The sequence below is a fragment of the bacterium genome (genome assembly GCA_017744355.1).
GTDB lineage: Bacteria > Cyanobacteriota > Sericytochromatia > S15B-MN24 > UBA4093 > JAGIBK01.
The window spans coordinates 227,741-246,881 of the sequence record JAGIBK010000001.1; the positions used below are offsets into that span (position 1 = coordinate 227,741).

10 protein-coding genes are annotated in these 19,141 nt (G+C 68.8%); 3 read left to right on the plus strand and 7 right to left on the minus strand.

What is annotated here, in order from left to right; translation table 11 throughout:
* Window positions 1–52: 52 nt before the first annotated feature.
* Window positions 53–220 carry a hypothetical protein gene (locus tag J7643_01125; GenBank protein ID MBO9539174.1) on the minus strand — a complete coding sequence of 56 codons (168 nt, stop codon included), beginning with the start codon at window positions 218–220 and terminating at the stop codon, window positions 53–55.
* A gap of 184 nt (window positions 221–404) precedes the next feature.
* On the opposite strand from J7643_01125, the gene J7643_01130 reads away from it, so the two are divergent.
* Window positions 405–848, plus strand: a complete 444-nt coding sequence (locus J7643_01130) for a rhodanese-like domain-containing protein (GenBank protein MBO9539175.1) — start codon at window positions 405–407, stop codon at window positions 846–848.
* 60 nt (window positions 849–908) lie between these two features.
* Here J7643_01130 and J7643_01135 read toward each other — a convergent pair whose 3' ends face one another.
* Window positions 909–1,985: a phosphatidylserine/phosphatidylglycerophosphate/cardiolipin synthase family protein gene (locus tag J7643_01135; protein MBO9539176.1), complete on the minus strand. Its 1,077-nt coding sequence runs from the start codon at window positions 1,983–1,985 to the stop codon at window positions 909–911.
* 234 nt (window positions 1,986–2,219) lie between these two features.
* Here J7643_01135 and J7643_01140 point away from each other — a divergent pair, with 234 nt between their 5' ends.
* Together J7643_01140 and J7643_01145 are read left to right on the plus strand one after the other, a co-directional pair.
* Window positions 2,220–2,954 carry an esterase family protein gene (locus tag J7643_01140; protein MBO9539177.1) on the plus strand — a complete coding sequence of 245 codons (735 nt, stop codon included), beginning with the start codon at window positions 2,220–2,222 and terminating at the stop codon, window positions 2,952–2,954.
* A 132-nt stretch (window positions 2,955–3,086) separates the two neighbouring features.
* Window positions 3,087–4,133: a hypothetical protein gene (locus J7643_01145; GenBank protein ID MBO9539178.1), complete on the plus strand. Its 1,047-nt coding sequence runs from the start codon at window positions 3,087–3,089 to the stop codon at window positions 4,131–4,133.
* Window positions 4,134–4,192: 59 nt separating this feature from the next.
* Here J7643_01145 and J7643_01150 read toward each other — a convergent pair whose 3' ends face one another.
* From J7643_01150 to J7643_01170, 5 genes are all read right to left on the minus strand, one after another.
* A complete protein-coding gene (locus J7643_01150; protein MBO9539179.1) occupies window positions 4,193–6,148 on the minus strand; it encodes a hypothetical protein in 1,956 nt (651 codons plus the stop codon).
* 131 nt (window positions 6,149–6,279) lie between these two features.
* Window positions 6,280–7,542, minus strand: coding sequence for a class I SAM-dependent methyltransferase (locus J7643_01155; protein ID MBO9539180.1), 1,263 nt, complete (start codon window positions 7,540–7,542; stop codon window positions 6,280–6,282).
* Window positions 7,543–7,696: 154 nt separating this feature from the next.
* Window positions 7,697–8,563, minus strand: coding sequence for a zinc metalloprotease HtpX (gene htpX / locus J7643_01160; GenBank protein MBO9539181.1), 867 nt, complete (start codon window positions 8,561–8,563; stop codon window positions 7,697–7,699).
* A gap of 81 nt (window positions 8,564–8,644) precedes the next feature.
* Complete coding sequence (locus tag J7643_01165) at window positions 8,645–9,379, minus strand: pyridoxine 5'-phosphate synthase (protein MBO9539182.1); 735 nt, start codon at window positions 9,377–9,379, stop codon at window positions 8,645–8,647.
* Window positions 9,376–19,113 (minus strand): tetratricopeptide repeat protein, encoded by a 9,738-nt coding sequence (locus tag J7643_01170; protein MBO9539183.1) that lies wholly within the window; start codon window positions 19,111–19,113, stop codon window positions 9,376–9,378. Before J7643_01170 ends, J7643_01165 begins: the two co-directional genes overlap by 4 nt.
* Window positions 19,114–19,141: the final 28 nt, after the last annotated feature.

A 19,141-nucleotide genomic window follows, 5' to 3' on the forward strand; every position in this document is an offset into this window, starting at 1 on the left:
GGTTGCATACCCGAAGCGGGCCAAGCCTTACACGCTGGCTTGGCCTCGCGGGCTATTCCTCTTCGTGGTGCTCGCGGATGTCGCGCAGGCGCGCCTTGACGGCCTCGAAGTTGACCTTCAGGACGTTGATCTCGGCCCCGGTCATCTTGGGCTTGGAGCTGAGCAGGAAATCTTGCAGGGAGGCGAGCTGTTCTTCGGCTTGCTGAATCTTGGTCTTCATGTGGCGGTATCCTCTGCGTTGGGTCGGGAACGGGGCGGGCCCCGGAACCCTATCACTTTAGCATGGGTCGCTCTGGGGGCGGTTGCGATCGCCAACTTGTTTCTCCGCATCGGATAGAAGCGAACGGAAGGGGCTTTGCTTTACTGGAAGGGCTCGGCTCGCTGTTCACGTTCGGGAGGCTTCTATGTCACTGGCGCGTACCGTCTTCGGGGGCTTCATGCTCCTCTCGCTCGTCGCATCCCCTCTTGCGGCTCCGGCGGCCGCGGCGACGCCTCCGTCGCCCGAGGCCCTTCAAGCCGCTAAGTACCTGACCCCCCAGCAGGTCATCCAGCGCCAGAAGCGCGGCGAGCGGATCGTCATCGGGGACGTCCGCAAGGAGGCGGCCTTCAACACCCGGCGGATCATGGGGGCCAAGTCCTTGCCCGCCGTGGAGATGCCCCTCTGGGCCCCCAAGCTGAACTCCAAGGATGCCCTGGTGCTGTACTGCGCCTGCCCGCACGACGAGGCGAGCATCATCGCGGCCTACCAGCTTCAAAACCAGTACAAGGCCAAGAACGTCTACGTCCTCAAGGGCGGCATCAACGAGTGGATCGCCAAGGGCTACCCCTTCGACTATCGGCAGCCTTGAGCGCATAACGACACAAAGGCCGGGTCGCATTTGCGACCCGGCCTGTTCGATCCGAGGGGATTAGCGGGCTGCCCAGTCCTTGGCGGCGGTCTTGGCGAGCGTCTCGATGATGGCCTTGTCCTCGACCAGGACGCCCATCTCGCGGTTGTTGTCCAGCGAGTTGGAGGTCATGTTCTCAGAGCCGATGTAGGCGCGGGCGTTGTCGGCGAGGATCATCTTGGCGTGCATCTTGATGCTCTTGTTGAAGAGCAGCTGGTTGACGCCCTGGCCGTTGAGCAGGGCCTGCGAATCGGCGTTCGAGTCGCGGCCGGTGTTGGGGTCCTTGTCGAAGTGGGCCATCATCACCTTGACGTCGACGCCGGCCTTGGCGCGGGCCCCGAGGTGCTGGGCGATTTCGGGGTCGCTCACGAACTCGCACTGAACCATCAGGCTCTTCTTGGCCGAGTCGATCAGCTTGATGATGCGCGCACGCGAGTTGTTGGGGCTCACCACCAGGTCGGGGTCCTTGGGCAGGTAGGTCAGCTCTTCCCAGTCGGCGTGGAAGATCTTCAGGAGCTCCTTGATGTCCGAGGGGTCGCGGTCCACCACCGCGTACTCGCGGTTGGTCGTCAGGCCCGAGTTGGTGAAGTTGAGGGTCATGATGTAGGCGGTCTGCTCATCGATGACCATGGTCTTCTGGTGGGTGTAGCGGAACTTGGGGCTCGAACGCTTGACCCGCACCCCGCCCGCGATGAGGGCCTGGATGGTCTCCTTGTTCACGTTGTTGCCGAAGGTGGGCTGCTCGCCGGGCGCGAGGGGCTTGGGCGGGATGTAGGGATTCGCCTCGAGGATCACCTTGACCTCGACGCCCGCCTGGGCGCGCTCCACCAGCGCCTTCACCAGATCGGCGCTCGCGTCGTAGTTGGTGAAGATGTAGGTCTGGACCTGGATCGACTTCTTGGCGCCGCGGATCGCATCCAAGAGCGACGAGTGCCCCATCTCGGGCAGAACGATGAGCGACAGGGCGCCGGCCTTGTGCTTTTGCGCCGTGACCTGATCGTTCGCGCCGGCCTGCATGCCCACTGGCAGCATGCCGCAGCCGCTCAGGCCGAGAGCCAGCGTGAAGGCGATCGCTAGACGTTGAAGACGGTACATCATCGTTGCCCTTTCATCGGACCTTACAGGAAGCATTAGCTGTTTTTAATCCGTTAAAAGGGTTATCGCCCCCTCCTCACTGAAACTTGCGTGGAGGATTTCGGCCGAATGATACAATGACCCGAGCCATCGGCGGGCCCTCGGACGGGACTGACAAACGAGGCTTCTTCTGTTTCAATAGAGAAGAACCGGCCCAACCGGTGGAAGTCAATGTTGCGTCAAGCGAGAAAGGATCTCATGAGAAAAGAGGTTCATCACTGGTACAGCGATCGCATCGGCAAGAAGATGCCGATCGCCGTCTACGGTCACTACGGCTTCCCCCTCCTGATGTTCCCCACTGCGGCGGCGGACTTCGAGGAGTACGAGCGCTTCTACCTCATCGAGGTCATGCGCCCCTGGATCGAGGCCGGCAAGGTCAAGGTCTTCTCGATTGACAGCGTCAACGCGCACACCTGGATGAACACCCGCATCCACCCCTCGGAGCGCGCGCGCAAGCACGAGTTCTACGACGGCTACGTGACCAACGAGGTCGTGCCCTTCATCTGGAACCACATGGGCGCGCGCCAGCACATCGTCACCACCGGTGCGAGCATGGGCGCCTACCACGCCATGAACTTCCTGCTGCGCCACCCCGACATGTTCGGCGGCACCATCGCCATGTCGGGCGCCTACGACCTGGATCCCTGGACCGACGGCTACGTGGACAAGAACGTCTACTTCAACTCGCCGTTCCACTACATGCCCGGGCTCAACGATCCCTGGTTCATCCAGCAGCTCCGCGCCCACGGCAAGAACATCCACATCCTGACCGGCCAGGGCGACTACGAGGCCCCCGGCCAGTCCCGCAAGATGTCCAAGCTCCTCTGGGACAAGGGCATCTGGCACAACCTCGACATGTGGGGCCACGACATGCGGCACGATTGGACCACCTGGCGCAAGATGATGCCTCTCTACATCGGCAACGCGTTCTAACGACGTTCGCCTTTGGCCTCGAAACCGCCGGCTCGATCGAGCCGGCGGTTTCCTCATGGGGTTAAGCACAAGCGGGCGTCGGGTATGAAAGCCATATCTCGCCTGGTTTTTCGACTGTAAAGGAGCGTGCCGATGGGTTCCGACCTCAGGTACAACCTCATCAACTCGTTCCGCTCCATCGATGCGTGGCGCGCCAACATCGTCCACAACATGATGGGGTCGGTGACCCCGGGCTTCAAGAAGCGCGACATCTTCCTCGGCGTCAAGTCCGGCAACGTGGACATGAGCACGGGGATCCCCCTGAACTCCAACCGCGGCTCGCACGCCGGCGCCCAGAGCTACAACTCCGAACTGATCGTCCAGGGCTACCGGATCTCGCCGGCGGCTTCCAAGCCGAGCCGCGAGCAGGACGCCAACGCCACCTCGACCCACCTGAGCATCGTGGGCGACGGCTTCTTCGCCGTGGCCGAGAGCAAGGCCGAAGGCGCGCGCGTCTTCTTCACCCGCAACGGCTCCTTCCAGTGGAAGCAGACGGGTGTGGTCGAGTCGGGTGGCGTCAAGGTCCCCATCTACAACCTGGTCAACGACCAGGGCCTCTTCGTCCTGCGCCAGCAGGACATCACCACCGACCCTGCCACCGGCCAGACCCGAGTGACGAAGGCCCCCCCCGTGAACGGCGTCGAGGAGCCCGTCGGGATGGTGATGTCGGCGGCCTATCCCTTCGAGCGCGACGGCTACTTCACCGATGCCTCCAAGGCGACGCCCGGCCGCATCAAGGGCCTGATCGGCGAGAGCGTCGCGGGCGAGATCAGCGGCCTCAACGACGGCCAGCTCGTGCCCTTCTACTCGGACCGCAAGGACCACGACAGCGACCTGGCCATCGTCAAGATCCCGGGGGCCGCGAACCTCGTCACCTCCGGCTACGGCAGCGAGATCTACGCCGCCCCGGTCAACGCCCGCCAGGGCATCGTGGTCGACTCGGTGCGCGGCTGGTTCAGGCGCGAGGGAGTCAACGCCCCGCACGTGCTGCCCCAGAGCCTCGAGTACATGGACGCCCAGTCCACCCTGAGGCAGCTCGAGATCGAGAGCGAGAGCGCCAACTTCGTCTACCGAAACCTCTCGACCTTCCTTCAGGACTACAACAAGGCCATGGACGATCTGCTCGGCATCATCCGATAGCCGACGGCACACACAAGAAGGGGGGCGGTCGAAAGACCGCCCCCCTTCTCGTGTCTTTGCTAGGCCAGCGCCGGCTCCTGCTCGCTCCGGAAGATGCCGCGCCACTCGCGGTCCACCTCGCCAGGGCTCATCTCGCCCGTGAGCAGCTTCTGGACGTACGGGTCGAAGGGGTCCGCGTCCAGCTGGATGCCCTTGTACGAGAGGTTCATGAACTCGACGAAGGCCAGGGCATCCGGCAGGCCGATGCCCTGCTTGCCGTCCTTGTAGTAGGCGCGGAAGGCCTCCTGCATGGACTCGGGGTTCTGCTCGCCGTTGACGAGGGCCAGGACCCAGGGGTCCTGGGCATCCACCGAGCCCTGGAACTGGCCCTTGTACTCGAAGTTGATGGTGTTGACCAGGGCGATCGCCTTGTCCATGCTCAGGCCCCCCTGGGGGCTCTTGCCCTCCTTGAGGGCGTCGAGTTGCTTGTCCAGCTTGGCGAGGGGATCCTTGCCGCCACCCGCCACGTCGCCGAGCACCAGCTCCATGGCCTGCGCCAGCTCGTCGGGGCTGGGGTTCCGGCCCATCTTGGCGGCGAAGCGCTGCAGGACCTGCTCGAAGAGGTTGAGGATCATCTGCTCGAGGGCGGCCATGTTGGGAATCGCGCCGCTGCCGACCATGCCGATCAGCTGCTTGACGAGCTTCATCAGGCCCGGCGGGATCCGGCCGAGCAGGCGCTCGAGCAGGTCCAGGACCTTCTTGATCTGCTGCTCGGCCTTGATGGTATCGAGCTGGTTGCGGAGCATGACCTCGGTCTGGGAGGCGAGCTCAAGCTTGCGGTACCACCACTCCTTCTCCTGGAAGAGGCGCAGGGCTTCGCGCTCGCTGAACTTGCGCAAGCCTTCGAGCAGCTCCTTGATCTCCTGCTCGTCGGGCGTGAGCGAGGCGCGGATGGCCTTGTCCGAGCGCGCCAGGGGGTAGGCGGCAAAGGTGTCGCGCAAGAGCCCCTGCAGGCGGCGTAGGGCATCGCGGTTGGCCGAGGCCTGGGGCCCGTCCAAAAGGCGCTGGAAGAGGGCCTCTTCGGCCTCGGAGGCGAAGTCGCGCCCGACCATGGCCCGGAAGAAGGCGCGCGGCGACTGTTCGAGGAAGCGTTCGGCGGCGAGCTGCGGATCGAAGGCCTCGGCGGTCACCACCTCGATGGCGATCTCGAGGTCGCGCGGCGAGAGGCCCGTGACCTCGACGTTGCCCATGCGGTCGAACTTCTTCTGGACGCTGTCGCCGCCGGCGAGCTGGGTGATGCGCTCGGCGATCACGTTCTGGAAGAAGGCCGAGAGGCGCTGGAGGGCCGCCGAACGGTTGAAGTCGGAAGGCAGCGCCTCCGTGAGGCGCGCGCCCTCGGGGTAGACGAAGGAGAGCTTGGAGCGCCAGTCGGTGAGCTCTTGCGGGGTCATGGCCCGGCCGAAGGCCGAGGCGAAGGCCCACTGGGCGGCGGCGTCCAGGAAGCGGCCACGGTTGGGGAAGCCGCCGGCGAGCTCGGCGGGAACCGGGGCGTGCTGCTTGGCGGCTGCCGCCTCGGACGCGTTGCGGGATTCGAGGCGGTCGAGGATGCGCTGGCGCGAAGAGAAGGCGAGGCTGTCCTGGACGCGCAGGGCGCTGTCGATGTCGCGCTGGGTGACGAAGCCCATCTCGAGCAGGATGTCGCCGATCTTCTGCTCGGTGAGATTCTGGGCCTCGAGGGCCGCCTGGAGCTGGGCGGTGGTCAGCTTGCCGCTTTCGAGCAGGAGGTCGCCCAGCTTCTTGCGGGCGAGCATCGGGGCCTGCGGGTTGCGGTTGTTCTGGATCGCGAGGGCATGATCCAGGTCTTGCTGGCTGATGTGCCCCTGGGCGACCAGCACCTCGCCGAGTCGCGCGTTGAGCTTGGCCTGCTCGCCAAGCGCCGCGTCGAGCTGCTGGCGGTCAATCTTCTTGAGATTGACCAGCAGTTCGCCGATGTGCTGGCGTCCCTGGTTCAACGCGCCGATCAAGTCGCCGGTCATGGGCGAGGCTCCTTTCCCGTCCGTCCCTGTTGGGGCTATTCTCTTCATCCCCGCATGCGGGCGCGAGTTGCCGCATTTAACACAGATTTCAGAGAGATTTATTGGGAAAGGAGCCGGTGAGTTTGGAGCCCTCAGGGCGCGGGGGAAACCGTTACCTCGGGCCGCTGGAGGCTGACTTGATCGGTGGCGGCTTGCGGGTTGTAGATGTACTCGCGGCTCCAGGGCAAGGCGGGCAGTCCGGCCTTGCGCTTGCTCGCAAGCAGCTGGTAGACCGAGACCCAGCCCTGCTCGAAGGCGTGGGCGCAGCCGGCCATGTAGATCTGCCAGATCCGGTAGCGCTTGGCGCCTGCGAGCTCGTAGGCGGCCTCCTTGTTCGCCTCCAGCCGAGAGACCCAGTGCATGAGGGTCTGGGCGTAGTGAGGGCGCAGGCTCTCCACGTCCATGGCCTCGAGCCCCTGGATGCCCATCTCGCGGACGACCACGCCAAGGGTGGGCGTCTCGCCGTAGGGGAAGACGTAGCGCGCGATGAACTCGCCCCCGCCTACGTCGTGCGCCGAGGAGTTCGACTCGGAGGTGGCGATGCCGTGGTTGAGCATCAAGCCACCTTCCTTGAGCAAGCGGTGGGCGGCGCCGAAGTAGAGGGGCAGGTTCTTCTCGCCCACGTGCTCGAACATGCCCACGCTCGCGATCTTGTCGTAGCAGCCTTCGCCCGGAAGGTCCCGGTAGTCGCAGAGCAGGACCTGGCAGCGGTCCGAAAGCCCCTCTTCATGGATCTTCGCCGTGGCGTGCTCGAACTGGTTGCGGCTGAGGGTGATCCCGGTGGCCTCCACCCCGTAGTGCTTGGCCGCCCAGCAGAGCAGGCCGCCCCAGCCACACCCGATGTCCAGGAATCGCTCGCCCGGCTGCAAGAGGAGCTTGCGGCAGATGTGGTCGAATTTTTGCTCTTGGGCCAGGTGGATGTCCTCGCTCCCGGTCTTGAAGTAGGCGCAGGAATAGGCCATGTGGCGGTCGAGCCAGAGCTTGTAGAAGTCGTTGGAGACGTCGTAGTGGTACCGGATCGCCTCGGCGTCACGCGATCGCGAGTGAGTGAAAGGGCGCCAGGGTTTGCGCCGGTTGCTGGCCGCGCCTTGGCGGCTGAGCGCCTCGCCGAGCCGGATGATTTCCCAGACGGATCCCTCGACCAGGATGTGGCCCTCGACGTAGGCCTCGCCGAGGCGGGCGAGGCTCGGCGAGAGCAAGTACTGTGCGGCTTCGGGGCGCGGCAGGGTGACGGTGATGTTGGGATCGGGCGAGAGGTCGATCCGTCGCCCGTTCCAGAGCTGTAGCCGCAGGGGCAGCTGGGAGCCTTTGGCGAATTTCTCGACGAAGTACGTGATCGGGTCTTCGAGCCGCATGGGTTCCCTCCTCCAATCGGCGAACAGAGGAGATGATTTTAATATTTCTTTACGAATGGTTACAACATGGAAAAGCCAATCCGTGCGAGCCCCTCAATAGGCGTCAGCCCCCGCCTCGGCGGGGGCTGACGAAGAAGGATGAAGCGGACGTCGATCAGTACGAGACGCCGGTGGCCAGGGCGCGCAGGCGCGCGACGCGCTCTTCGGTGGGCGGGTGGGTGCTGAACAGCTTGAAGAGGGCGCTGCCCATCCCGGCGAACGGGTTGACGATGTACATGTGGGCGGTGGCGGGGTTGGCGTTCGCCATGGGGTGCTGCTCGACCCCGCGTTCGAGCTTGAGCAGCGCGTTGGCAAGCGACATGGGCCGCCCGCAGATCTGGGCGCCGATCCGGTCCGCCTCGAACTCGCGCGAGCGCGAGACGGCCATCTGGACGAGGCTCGCCGCGATGGGGGCGACCACCATCATGGCGAGCTGGGCGCCGAGGCCGGGGCCCTCCTCGTCGTTGTCCCGGTTGCCGCCGAACATCAGCCCCCACTGGAAGACGTGGGCCAGCTGGGTCAGGACGCCGGCGAGCATGGCGGCCACCGACGAGATCAGGATGTCCCGGTTCTTGATGTGGGCGAGCTCGTGGGCGAGCACCCCTTCGAGCTCGTCGCGATCGAGCATCTGGAGGATGCCCTGGGTCACGGCGACGGCGGAGTGCTGGGGGTTGCGCCCGGTGGCGAAGGCGTTGGGCGTCCAGTCCGGGGTGATGTAGACCCGCGGCATGGGCAGCCCCGCCCGCTGCGTCAGGTGCTGGATCACGCGGAACAGCTCGGGGGATTGCTCGGGGCTGGTTTCCTGCGCGCCGCTCATGGCGAGCGCGATCTTGTCGGAGAACCAGTAACCCGCGAAGTTCATCCCGATGGCGAGCACCATGCCGAGCATCAGGCCGTGACGGCCGCCGAGCACCATCCCGGCCCCGAGGACCAGGGCGGTCAGGGCCGCGAGCAGGATGAAGGTCTTGAAGTTGTTGCCCATAACTCCCTCACTTGATGGGTGCGCACGCCCAAGTCGGGCGCTCATGACTATGACTCGAAAAGGGGGCGTTGGGTTCCCGTTCTACCGGCCCAGCATGGCGTCCTTCATCTCCCGGACGGCGCGCTCCATCCCGACGAGCACGGCCCGCGCGATGAGGGAGTGGCCGATGTTCAGCTCGGCCATGCCGGGGATCTCGGCGACCGGCCGGACGTTCCAGTAGGTCAGGCCGTGGCCGGCATGCAGGCGAAGGCCCAGGGCGAGGACTTCCTTGGAGGCTTCCTGGAGGCGCGAGAGCTCGGCGTCCGCGTGGGGAAACGCCTCGGCGTAGGAGCCGGTGTGCAGCTCGACGGCGTCCGCTCCCACTTCGTGGCTCGCCCGCACCTGGTCGATGGCCGGGTCGATGAAGAGCGACACCAGGATCCCGGCTCCCTTGAGCGCGCGGACGGCCTTCTCGACGGCCTTGCGGTTGCCGATCACGTCCAGCCCGCCCTCGGTGGTGACTTCCTCGCGCTTCTCGGGCACCAGGCAGACCTGCTCGGGCTTCACCTCGCAGGCGATCGCGATCATCTCGTCGGTTGCCGCGATCTCGAGGTTCATCATGGTGCGAAGGGTCTGCTTGAGCACCCGCACGTCCCGGTCCTGGATGTGGCGGCGGTCCTCGCGCAGGTGGACCGTGATCGAGTCGGCGCCGGCGAGCTCGCACAGCACAGCGGCCGCCACCGGATCGGGCTCGACGGTGCGTCGGGCTTGCCGGATGGTGGCCACGTGGTCGATGTTCACGCCGAGTTTCAGGGACATGGGGCTCTCCTTGTTCATCCAATCAGGTCGAGCGCGCACTGGAGGGCCAGCGACCGCTCGGTGTCCGGCGGCGTCAGCGCCATGGCGCGCTGGAGGTGGGGTTTCGCTTTATCGGGCTGGGCCTTGCGCATCAGGCCCAGGCCCAGATCCGCGTGCGCGTCGGCGCACTCGGGGTCGAGCACCAGCGCCTGGCCGAAGGCCGCGAGGGCCTCGTCGGTCTGGCCAAGCGCTTGGTAGATGGTGCCCATGGTGTGGTAGAAGGTCGCGCGCGGCTGGTGGTAGATGGCCGAGGTCAGGGCCTTCTTGGCGAGCTCCACGTCGCCAAGGTCCCGCGCGAGGCGGCCCATGACGTGGTGGGCCTCCGCGTGCTGGGGGTCGATGGCGACGATCTCGCGGGCCGCTTCGAGGGCCGCGCGGCGCTCCAGCATCTGCTCGTGGCTCCATGCAAGCAGCATCAGGGCCTCGGTGTTCTTGGGCTCCACGTCCAGGAGGTCGTAGGCGCGCTTGAGCGCCTCGGGCGGGTTCTGACGCTCCTTGGCGAGCAGCATGAGGGCGCGGAGGCTTGGCACGTGCCGCGGGTCGAGCGCGACGATGCGCAAGAGGGCGCCCTCGGCCGAGCGCAGATCGCCGCGCTGGCGGTGGATGTCCGCGAGGATGTGGGCGATCTCCAGGTCCTTGGGGTCGGCCTCCAGGATCTTGCCGTAGGTCTCGGCGGCGGCCGAGAGTTGGCCGATCGAGACATAGGCGCGCGCGATCTTGCGCAAGAGCTGGGTGTCGTGCGGGTCTTCCTCGAAAGCCACCTGCCACCAGCGGATGGCTCCCGCAAAGTCGCCGTCGCCCTGATGGCGCTCGGCGAAAGCCCCCGTGAGCTTGCGGTGCAGGGCCTGGACCCGCTCGTCGCGCGGCTCGAAGCGGTGGGCCACCTGGAGGTGCTCCCAGGCGCGGTCGTAGTCGCGGGCCTGGGCCGCGAGCTCGGCAAGGGCCAGGCGAGCCCCCACGTGCAGCGGGGCGTGCTCGATCACGCCCTCGAAGAGGTGCTCGGCCCCCACCCAATCGCCACCTTCACGGTGGATCTCGCCCAAGAGGAAGGTGGCCTCGGCCTCATGGGGATCGGCCTTGAGGAGGGCGGTCAGAGCGTCGATCGCTTCGGCCTTGCGCCCCGCTTCGTGGAGGGTTCGGGCCAGGTCCCGCTGGGTGCTCGGGTCCTCGGGGGAGAGCAGCACGACCTCGTGCCGGTAACGGATCGCCTCGTCGTGCGCCCCACGGGCGGCGGCGGCTTCGGCGAGCCGCTCGGCGCAGCGGCGCGCCAGCGCCACGTAGTCGGCGTGGTCGCTTTCGTCGCGCGAGAGGTCCGCCGAGCGCTTGAGCGGCGGGTAGGCCTCCTCGAAGCGCTCGTCGGAGTAGAGCAGCCCGCCGAGCCCGAAGAGGCTGACGAGATCGTCCGGAGCGACGGCGAGGGCTGCGCGGTAGTGAGTGGCCGCCGTCTGCGGGTCTTCGAGGCCCAGGGCGACTAGCGCGAGGGCATGGTGGCTCGCCAGGTGGCTGGGATCGGTTTCGAGCAGCTCCGCGAAGCAGGTCCGCGCCTCGTCCCAGAAGCCGCCCATGGCGGCGATCTCGCCGTGGCGGTACTTGACGTTCAAGTCCTCGGGATGGAGGCGCACCAGCTCGCGGTGGATGCCCACGGCCTCCGCGAAACGATCAGCCTGGACGTAAGCCTCGCCGAGGTTCTCGAGGGCATCCGCCTCGTCCTGGGTGAAGGAGAGCAGAAGCTCCCAGTAGAGGATGGCGTTCTCCCAGTCCTGGGCTTCGCTCGCCTCGGCCGCGAGCCGCCGCGCGCACCGCCCGATGAGGGCCATGGCCTCGGGGTCGCGGTTGTCCAGGGCCAGGAGCTGCTGGCCGAGCTCCCAGACGGTCTGGACGTCGTCCTCCTCCCACGCCATCTCGGCCAGGGCGAAGAGGGAGGGCGCATGCCGCGGGTCCTCGGCGAGCACCTCGGAGTAGGCGGCCTTGGCGCTGTCGCGCTCGCCCATCCGGCGTAGGGTCCCGGCCCTTTCGAGCAAGGGGGCGATCTCGTAGGGCGCGAGCTCGTGGGCGTGCCAGAAAGTCTCGAGCGCCGCCTCGAAATCCCCCGCCGCCGCGCGGGCCCTGCCCAGCGCGAGCCAGCCTTCAACGTCCGCCGGGGCGTAGTCGAGGTACTTGAGACGCCAGGTGACGGCTTCCTGGGGCTCGCTTGCGGCTTCGGCCAGGGCGAGGGCGGCCGCTTCGGCCTGGGCCTCGGCCTGAGCGTGCTCGCCGTCCGTGAGCACGCGCTGGGCCCAATCCCATGCGCGCTGGTGATCGCCGAGCTTCGCAGCGATGAAGGAGAGGGTGCAGGCGGCTTCCCGGTCCCCATGGTCGCGCGAAAGGCGCAAGAAGGGCTCCTGGGCCTCTTCCCAAAGCTCGCCCGCCAAAGCGACCGCGCCCCAGGTCTTGAGCAGGGCGGGGTCGTCGCCCGTCACCTCCAGGAGGCGGCGGTAGAAGGCGCATGCCTCCGCGTGGCGCTCCTCGCGCCGACACAGGTCCGCGGCGCGGCGCAGGAAGATGGGGTGGTGCGGCTCGGCCGAGAGGGCCTGATCCCACCAGGAAATGGCGTGCTGGGCGTCGCCCTCGTCGCGGGCTTCCATGGCGAGGGCGTGGGCGGCGGCGACGACCCGCCGCTCGTCCCAGAGGGCCTGGAGAGCGGCACGGGCCTCCTCGGGCTCGGCGTAGCAGCGCGCGAGCTGTAGCGCCTCTTCCAGGGCGTCGGGGAACGCGAGCAGAAGGCGGCGGTAGCGCCAGGCGGCGGTGGTGGGGTAGCCCGCATCGCGCGCCAGCTCCGCCGAGAAGCGCAAGAGGTCGAGCGAAGGCGCCTGATGGGCTGCGAGCACCTCTTCGAAGAGGAAGGCCTCTTCGTAGTCCCGGCGCAGGCGCGCGGCCTCGGCAAGCTGGCGGGCGCAGTAGACGAGCAAGAGCCGGGCGCGCGGCGTCTCCTCGCTGGATGGCTGCGTGAGCACCCGCTCGCAGTAGTCGCCTGCTTCCACGAACTCGCCGCGGGCCTGGGCTGCGCGCGCGAGCGCCATCAGGGCGGTCGGGTTGTCGGGGTGGGCGTCGAGCAATTCAGCGTAGAGGCTCTCGGCGCGCTCCGCATCCCCCACCGCCATGCAGCACTCGGCCAGGAGCGCCTTGAGCCGGCCGGCGGCGTGGCCCTCGGCGAGCAGCCCTTCGAGGAGCGCGATGGCCTCGCGGGTCTGGGAGGAGGCGGCAAGGGCCCGGGCGAGCCCGAAGCGGGCCTCGGGGTCGGCCGGCTGTCGCTCGAGGACCGCTTGCCAGGCGCTCTTGGCCGCCTCGGGCGCTTCGCTCGGATCGAGGGCGCGGGCCTTGGCGATGAGGACCCTGAGGGCGAGGCCTTCCGCCTCGGGCTCTTGGCTCGAAAGCAGGCGCTCGGCGGCTTCCCACGCTTCGTCGTGGACGCCCAGTTCGAGGGCGAGCTCCCCGAGCGCCTTCCAGGCGGGAAGGTGGTCGTACTCGTGCACCAGGGATTGCAGGATGGCACGGGCCTCGATGGGGCGCTGCTCGGCAAGGAGCGCCTCGGCCAGGCGCTGCGGATCGGTGGGGTCCGGGGCGTCCTTGGCGAGCCCGAAGAGCATGGGCAGCGCTTCCTTGGCGCGGCCCATGGCGCGCAGGAGGTCGGCGATCGCCCGCATGGCCTCGCGGTCGTCTGGCGCGAATCCGAGCACGCGGCGCCACCAGCCGTAGGCCTCGGCCTGCCGCCCGCCTTGCAGGGCCTCGCGGCCCAGGTGGGTCGCCAGGCGTCTGGCGAGGACGATCACCTCGGGGGAGACCGCTTCGAGGCCTTCGAGGGCGACGTAGGCCTCGATGGGGCGCTCGAGTATTTCGAGCAGCTCGGCGCGATCCAGGCGCGCGGCCACGTCGTGGGGGCTTGCCTTCAGGTAGCGTTCGAGTGCGGCGAGGGCCTCGGCGGCTTCCCCTTCGCGGCGCAGCAGACGCGAGAGGGTGCGCAGGCTCTCGGGGGCATCGGGCTGCTGTTCGAGCGTCGTTTCGGCCTCGCGCCGCGCCTCGTCCCAGAGAGACGGCGTCTCGGCGGCGAGCGCCGAGAGGGCATGCCAGACCATCTCCGAGTCGCCGAGCTGACGTCCGAGCGCGAGCCTTGCGCTCAGTCGGCGAGGGCTCTCGGGCGAATGTCGCTCGTCCGCATCGAGGCATCGGGCGGCCTCGTCGGTCTCGCCCGCCTTCAGGCAGAGCTCGGCAAGGGGTAGGTAGGCCTCCGGCAGGTCGGCGCGAGCTGCGCGTTCGAGCAGCTCGCGCGCGTCGTCGTCATCCCCTTCGGCCAGGCGATGCAGGCCGAGCGCGAGGGCGCTGACGGCGTCCTCGGGGTCCACCGAGACCAAGTGCTCGAGCGCCTCGACCACCAGGTCCTGCTGGTCGAGCAGGGTTGCGAGGCTCACCACCTGCCGAAGGGCGACGGCGTCGTCGGGCGCGAGGCGCGCGAGCTTGGAGTACCAGGCCAGGGCTTCTTCGCCTTCGCTCTCGTAGGCGAGGCTACGCACGATCTCGATCTGGAGCAGCAGGGCCTGAGTGAGGGCCGGGTGGTCCTCGAGCAGGTCGTCGAGCTGTGCGTCTGCTTCGCGCAGGTCGCCCGACTCGGCGAGGCTCTTGGCGTGGGCGATGACGAGCGACGGATCCTCGTTGAGTAGCTTACGCGCCTTGCGGTACCAGACGCGCGCTTCGGCGGCGTCGCCGTCCTCTTCGGCCAAGCGCGCCAGCGACGCGAGGGCGCGGGCCTCGCCCTGGTTGGCGGCGGCGAGGAAGGCCATGCGGGCCTCGTCCCGCTGATCCATCAAAAGGGAGAGTTCGCCGATCATCAGATGCGCGGCGGCGGGCAGCTCCTCTTCGGCCGGGTCCAGGGCCCGGGCGCGATCGAGCCAGGGCTCGAAGTTCTCGATACGCAGCTCGTCCCAGCATAGGCCGAGCCGGACCATGCGCAGGGTCGGCGCGTCGTGCGGCGCAAGCAACCCTTCGAGAACTTCGAGAGCCGCCCACTGGTCCTCGGGCGTGCCTTCGAGCCGGGCGAGGCCGTAGCGAGCCTGCTGCACCCGCAGGCCCCCGGCTTCGGCCGGCACGGCGTCGCAGTAGAGATCCAAGAGGCGTGCGCAGAGCGCCCCGCGCCCGGCCACGAGGTGTCCCTCGGCTGCGCTCAGGATGACCTCGGGCCGGCCCTGGAGTGCGGCGCGCTCCCAGAGGGCCTGGGCCGAGGCGTGATCGGGCTTGAGGGCCAAGAAGGCGTCGAGCACCGACAGGGCCGCGATCGGATCCTTGCACTGCAGGTGGAGCTCGGCGAGCTCGAGGGTCATGCGCTCGTCGCCAGGCCTCAGGCCCACCGCCCGGGTAAGCCAGCCGATCGCCCGCTCTGGCTCCCGCTCTTCGATGGCTTGGCGCGCCAGGGCGGCCATGGCGGCGGGCTCGCCGGCACCAGCGGCCCACTCGAAGGCCGCGCGGGCCTCGGCCTGGCGCCCCTGGCTCTGGTGGAAGAAGCCGAGGGCGGCGACGGCCTGGGTCGGCAGCTCGCCGGGCAGCGGGGTGAGGGCGAAGCCGCGCGCCACCCACTGGATGGCCTCGGCGGGCTTGACCCGGGGGAGTTGCCGGCGCACCAAGGCGAGCAGGGCCTCGCGCCGATCGGGTGCCTCGCGGGCGAAGAGCGCCTCCCACTCGGCCTCGGCGTCGCCCTCGGCCCGGGCGATTGCAGCCATGGTGCCAAGGGCCCGTGTGTCCCGGAGGCCGTAGCGTTCGAGCTGGGTGCGGGCCTCGTCGTTGTCGCCCGCGGCCCGAGCGATGTCGGCCAGGTACCAGTGGGCCTCGCGGGCCTCGGCCTCGACGGCGCGCGCAAAGAGGGGCCGGGCCTCGTCGAGGCGGCCTGCCGCATGGTGCTTCACGGCCAGGGCGAAGGCGTGGGCGGTGTCGGCCGGGTCGGCATCGACCAGGCGCACGAGGGCCTGGAAGGCGGCTTGCTCGTCACCGAGCGCCTCGGCGGCGCGCAGGGTCTCGCGGTGGGCTTCCGCGTCGGCGGGATCCGCCTGAGAGAGCGAGGACCAGCAGGCGAGTGCTTCTTCACCCGAGGCGGAGCGGGCGATCTCGCGGGTGACCACGGCCATGAGGGTGCGGGCGCGCGGATGGTCCGGCTGCTGCGCGAGGACCGTCTCGAGCTGGGCCCGTGCCTTGCGGACGTCCCCCGCCTCGCATGCGGTCTCGGCGAGGTCGAGGGCGAGGGCGGGGTCCTCGGGGAGCTGGGAGAGGGCCTTTTCGAGCCAGGCGGTCGCCTGGGGCAGGTCGCCCTCTTGCCGCGAGATGGCAGCCAGGGCGCGCAGGGCCGCGGGGTCCCCGCTCTGAGCGGCGATTCCGTAGGCGGCGCGGGCGCGATCGAGCCGGCCTTCCTCCAGGTGGTGGGCGCCGAGCTCCATGGCCACGTCGCGCCGGTAGGGGGCCCGCGCAAGGACGCCTTCGAGCACTTCGGCGGCCTGCTTGGCCTCGCCCATCCGGCGCAACAGGCCGGCGTAGGTGACGGCCACCTCGATCGACTCGCGCAGGAAGCCGGCGGCATCCCGGTACCAGGCAATCGCCTCGCGGGGATCCAATCGATCGACGAGCCCCTGCAAGAGGCGCTCGCCCTCCGAGCGCAGGCCGGCATCGTCGGGGTAGGCCTCGAAGAGCGCGCGCAGGTGGCTCCAGGCGAGGGGACCATCGGCTTCCTGGGCGGCCAGCTCGGCGAGGGCCTTGCGCGCGGTGCGGTCCTTGGAGTCCTGCGAGAGGAGGCGCTCGTAGGCTTCGCGGGCCTGGGCGCGATCGCCCGATTCGAGGTGGAGCCGGGCGCTGGCTTCTAATGCTTCCTTCTGCCCTTCGGCGACGAGCGGCGCAAGCAGCCGTAACGCTTCGTCGGCGGCCCCACGCGCCGCGTGCAGCGCGGCCGTCTTGAGGGTCGCGCGGGGGTCGTGCGGGTCGCGCAGCAGCAGCTTCTTGAGCCAGGAGATGGCCTCGGCCTCATCACCCGTCTCGGCCAGGCGGTCGGCGAGCGAGTGGTAGGCCTCCAGATCGTCCGGGTCGTGCCGCACGAGCTCACGGTAGAGCGTGATGGCCTCGGGCCCGCGCTGGCTCTGGGCCAGGCGGCGCGCCACATCGCCGAAGAGAGTGCGGGCCCGCGGGCTCGACGCCGTTTCGGGAGGCAGCCCACGCAGCAGGTCCCAGGCTTCGGCGTCCTTTCGCTCGTCCCAGGCGATCTCGGCTGCGAGCAGACGCCCGACGGGTGTTTCGCGCACCGCCGCAAGCGCGAGCAGGCGCTTGGCCTCGGCGAGATCGCCCCCTTCGTAGGCCTGGCGTGCGAGGAAGGCCTGGGCGTCCGGATCGTCAGGCGCATGCGCCAGGACCTCCGAGTAGGCCTGGGCCACCAGGGCGGGGGGAGCATCGGGGCGCTGGGTGATCTCGCGGGCGAGGGCCTTGAGGGCGTCGGGGTCCTCGGGATCGAGCGAGAGCACCGTCTCCCAGTGGGCCTTGGCGTCGGCGCCCGCCGAGAAGGTCGCAAGGCGCTTGTAGACCTGCACCCCGATGCGCTTGGTCTCGGGGTGGTCCGGGTTCTGCGAAAGCAGCCGCTCCAAAAGCCCTCGGGCCTGGGGCAGGTCGCCGCTGCGCAGGGCCTGCTCGATCAGGCCGATGGTGGCGGGCAGGTGGTCCTTCTCGAGGGCCAGGATCCGGTTGAAGAGGCGCAGGGCCTCGTCGTCGCTGCCTTCGCCGGTGGCCACCTTCGCGAGCCCCTGCATGGCCTCCAGGTTGTTGGGCCGCAGCTCGAGGACCGCCTCGAAGTACTCGCGCGCCTCCGAGTAAAGCCCCTCTTCCAGTTCGTTGCGGCCCAGCCAGAGGGCCACTTCCAGGTCGGTGGGGTGCCGGCGGAACCAGGCGCGGTAGGTCAGGACGGCGGCGTTCAGGTCGCCGATGGCGATCTGGGCCTCGGCGAGGCGCTTGCGATCGGGCGAGTCGGGTTCGAGGGCCAGGTGGCGCTTCCACCACTCGACCGCCGAGGCGTACTGGCCCTTGGCCTCGAAGTCGCAGGCGATCAGGGCGGCGACCCGGGCCTGGGCGGGCCTGAGCTTGGCGAAGGCGGGATCCAGGCGCTGGAGACGATCACACTCGCTCCAGGCGCGCTCCAGCTTCTTGGCGCCGATGGAGTGCTCGATCAGGCGCAGGATCAGCTCGGGGCTGTCCCCCTCGCGGGCCGACAGGGCGGTGTAGGCCTCGTGCCCCTCATCGTGCAGGTCCGCCACGTCGCAGGCTGCCGCCAGCTCGCGCAAGAGCTCCGGGTCCTTGTAGCGGTTGGGCAGCGTGCGCAGCACCCGCACCGCGTCGGCGCCCCGCTGGAGCTGGCGGTAGATGATGGCGGTCTGGCGCGCGATGGTCTCGTCCAGGGGGTTGCACGAGAGGGCGCGCTCGGACCACTTGAGGGCGACGACCGGGTTGTCGAGATGCTCGTCGGCCTGCCGCACGGCCAGGTTGCGCCCGAGGGCGCGGGCCTCGGCTCCGTGCTCGGGATCTTCGAAAAGACCTTCGAAGAGGATCCAGGCCTCTTCGCGCTGCCCTTCGAGGGCCTTGGCCTTGGCGAAGCGCAGGCGCTCGCTGGCGGGCAAGGTCGACGCGTCGCGGCCCATCAGGGTCAGGGTGCGGGCCTCGGAGGCATCGCCCAGGGCCATGGCCGTGTCCACCGCCCGGGCCCTGAGGTCCTCGTCCTCGGGATTGCGCTTGATGGCTTCCTTGAACAGGGTGAGCGCGTCGCGCTTGCGGCCCAGGGCCAAGAGCGCCTCGGCGAGGCGGGTGACCGCTGCGGCATCCCCTGGATTCTGGTGAGCAAAACCCTCCAGCAGGCGCACCAGATCGCCCATGCGGCTGGTGGTGGTGTAGAGGCGCTCCAGGTGTGCGAGGGCTTCCGGGTCGTCGGGGGCGATGGCCAGGATCCGCTCCCACCAGTGGCTCGCCTGATCGGCCTTGTTGGCCTGGGCTGCCGCGGCGGCCTGGCTCCGGCAGAGGGCGAGGAGGGACTCGCGCAGGCCCGGGGCGTTAGGGGAGCGCCCCGCCACCGACTGGAGGATCTTCCAAGCCTCCTCGCCGCGGCCGAGCCGGCCCTCGATCCCGGCGAGCAGCAGGTACCCCGGCAGGTGGCCGGGCTGCATGGCGAGGGCGTCGCGCAGGGGCGCGACCGCCTCGGCGATCTTGCCGAGCTTGACCAGGCGATCGGCCAAATCGAAGCGCAGGGCGGCGTCCTTGGGGTGGAGCGGGGCGAGCCGCGTGAGCATCTCGGCTTCGAGTGCCACGTCGCCCGCGTCGCGGTAGAGGGCCGCGAGCGCCTTCAGGGCAGGTACGTGCCCCGGCTCGAGGAAGAGGACCCGCTGCAGGTGAGGGGCGGCTTCGGCGTGCTGCTTGAGCTGGGTGAGCAAGACCCCGCACAGCAGGGAGGCCTTGACGTGGTTGGGCTGGTTGGCGAGCAGGGTCTTGCAGGCCTCGACCGCCCCCGCGTGGTCGCCCATCGCCGCGAGGACCTCGGCGAGCCCGAGCCGCGCCTCACCGAGGCGCGCGTCGAGAGCAAGCGCCTCCAGGAAGGCTGATTTGGCCGCCTCGAGGTCGCCTTGCGCTTGGAATGCAAGGCCTTCCTGATGATGAGCCAGCGCCTTGGGGTGCATGCGAAGAGCCGAACTCCGCTATAAATCA

Bases quoted from the DNA above. Each gene is read 5' to 3' on its own strand.
- J7643_01125 (MBO9539174.1), bottom strand. From the start codon at position 220: ATGAAGACCAAGATTCAGCAAGCCGAAGAACAGCTCGCCTCCCTGCAA.
- J7643_01130 (MBO9539175.1), top strand. From the start codon at position 405: ATGTCACTGGCGCGTACCGTCTTCGGGGGCTTCATGCTCCTCTCGCTC.
- J7643_01135 (MBO9539176.1), bottom strand. From the start codon at position 1,985: ATGATGTACCGTCTTCAACGTCTAGCGATCGCCTTCACGCTGGCTCTC.
- J7643_01140 (MBO9539177.1), top strand. From the start codon at position 2,220: ATGAGAAAAGAGGTTCATCACTGGTACAGCGATCGCATCGGCAAGAAG.
- J7643_01145 (MBO9539178.1), top strand. From the start codon at position 3,087: ATGGGTTCCGACCTCAGGTACAACCTCATCAACTCGTTCCGCTCCATC.
- J7643_01150 (MBO9539179.1), bottom strand. From the start codon at position 6,148: ATGACCGGCGACTTGATCGGCGCGTTGAACCAGGGACGCCAGCACATC.
- J7643_01155 (MBO9539180.1), bottom strand. From the start codon at position 7,542: ATGCGGCTCGAAGACCCGATCACGTACTTCGTCGAGAAATTCGCCAAA.
- htpX (MBO9539181.1), bottom strand. From the start codon at position 8,563: ATGGGCAACAACTTCAAGACCTTCATCCTGCTCGCGGCCCTGACCGCC.
- J7643_01165 (MBO9539182.1), bottom strand. From the start codon at position 9,379: ATGAACAAGGAGAGCCCCATGTCCCTGAAACTCGGCGTGAACATCGAC.
- J7643_01170 (MBO9539183.1), bottom strand. From the start codon at position 19,113: ATGCACCCCAAGGCGCTGGCTCATCATCAGGAAGGCCTTGCATTCCAA.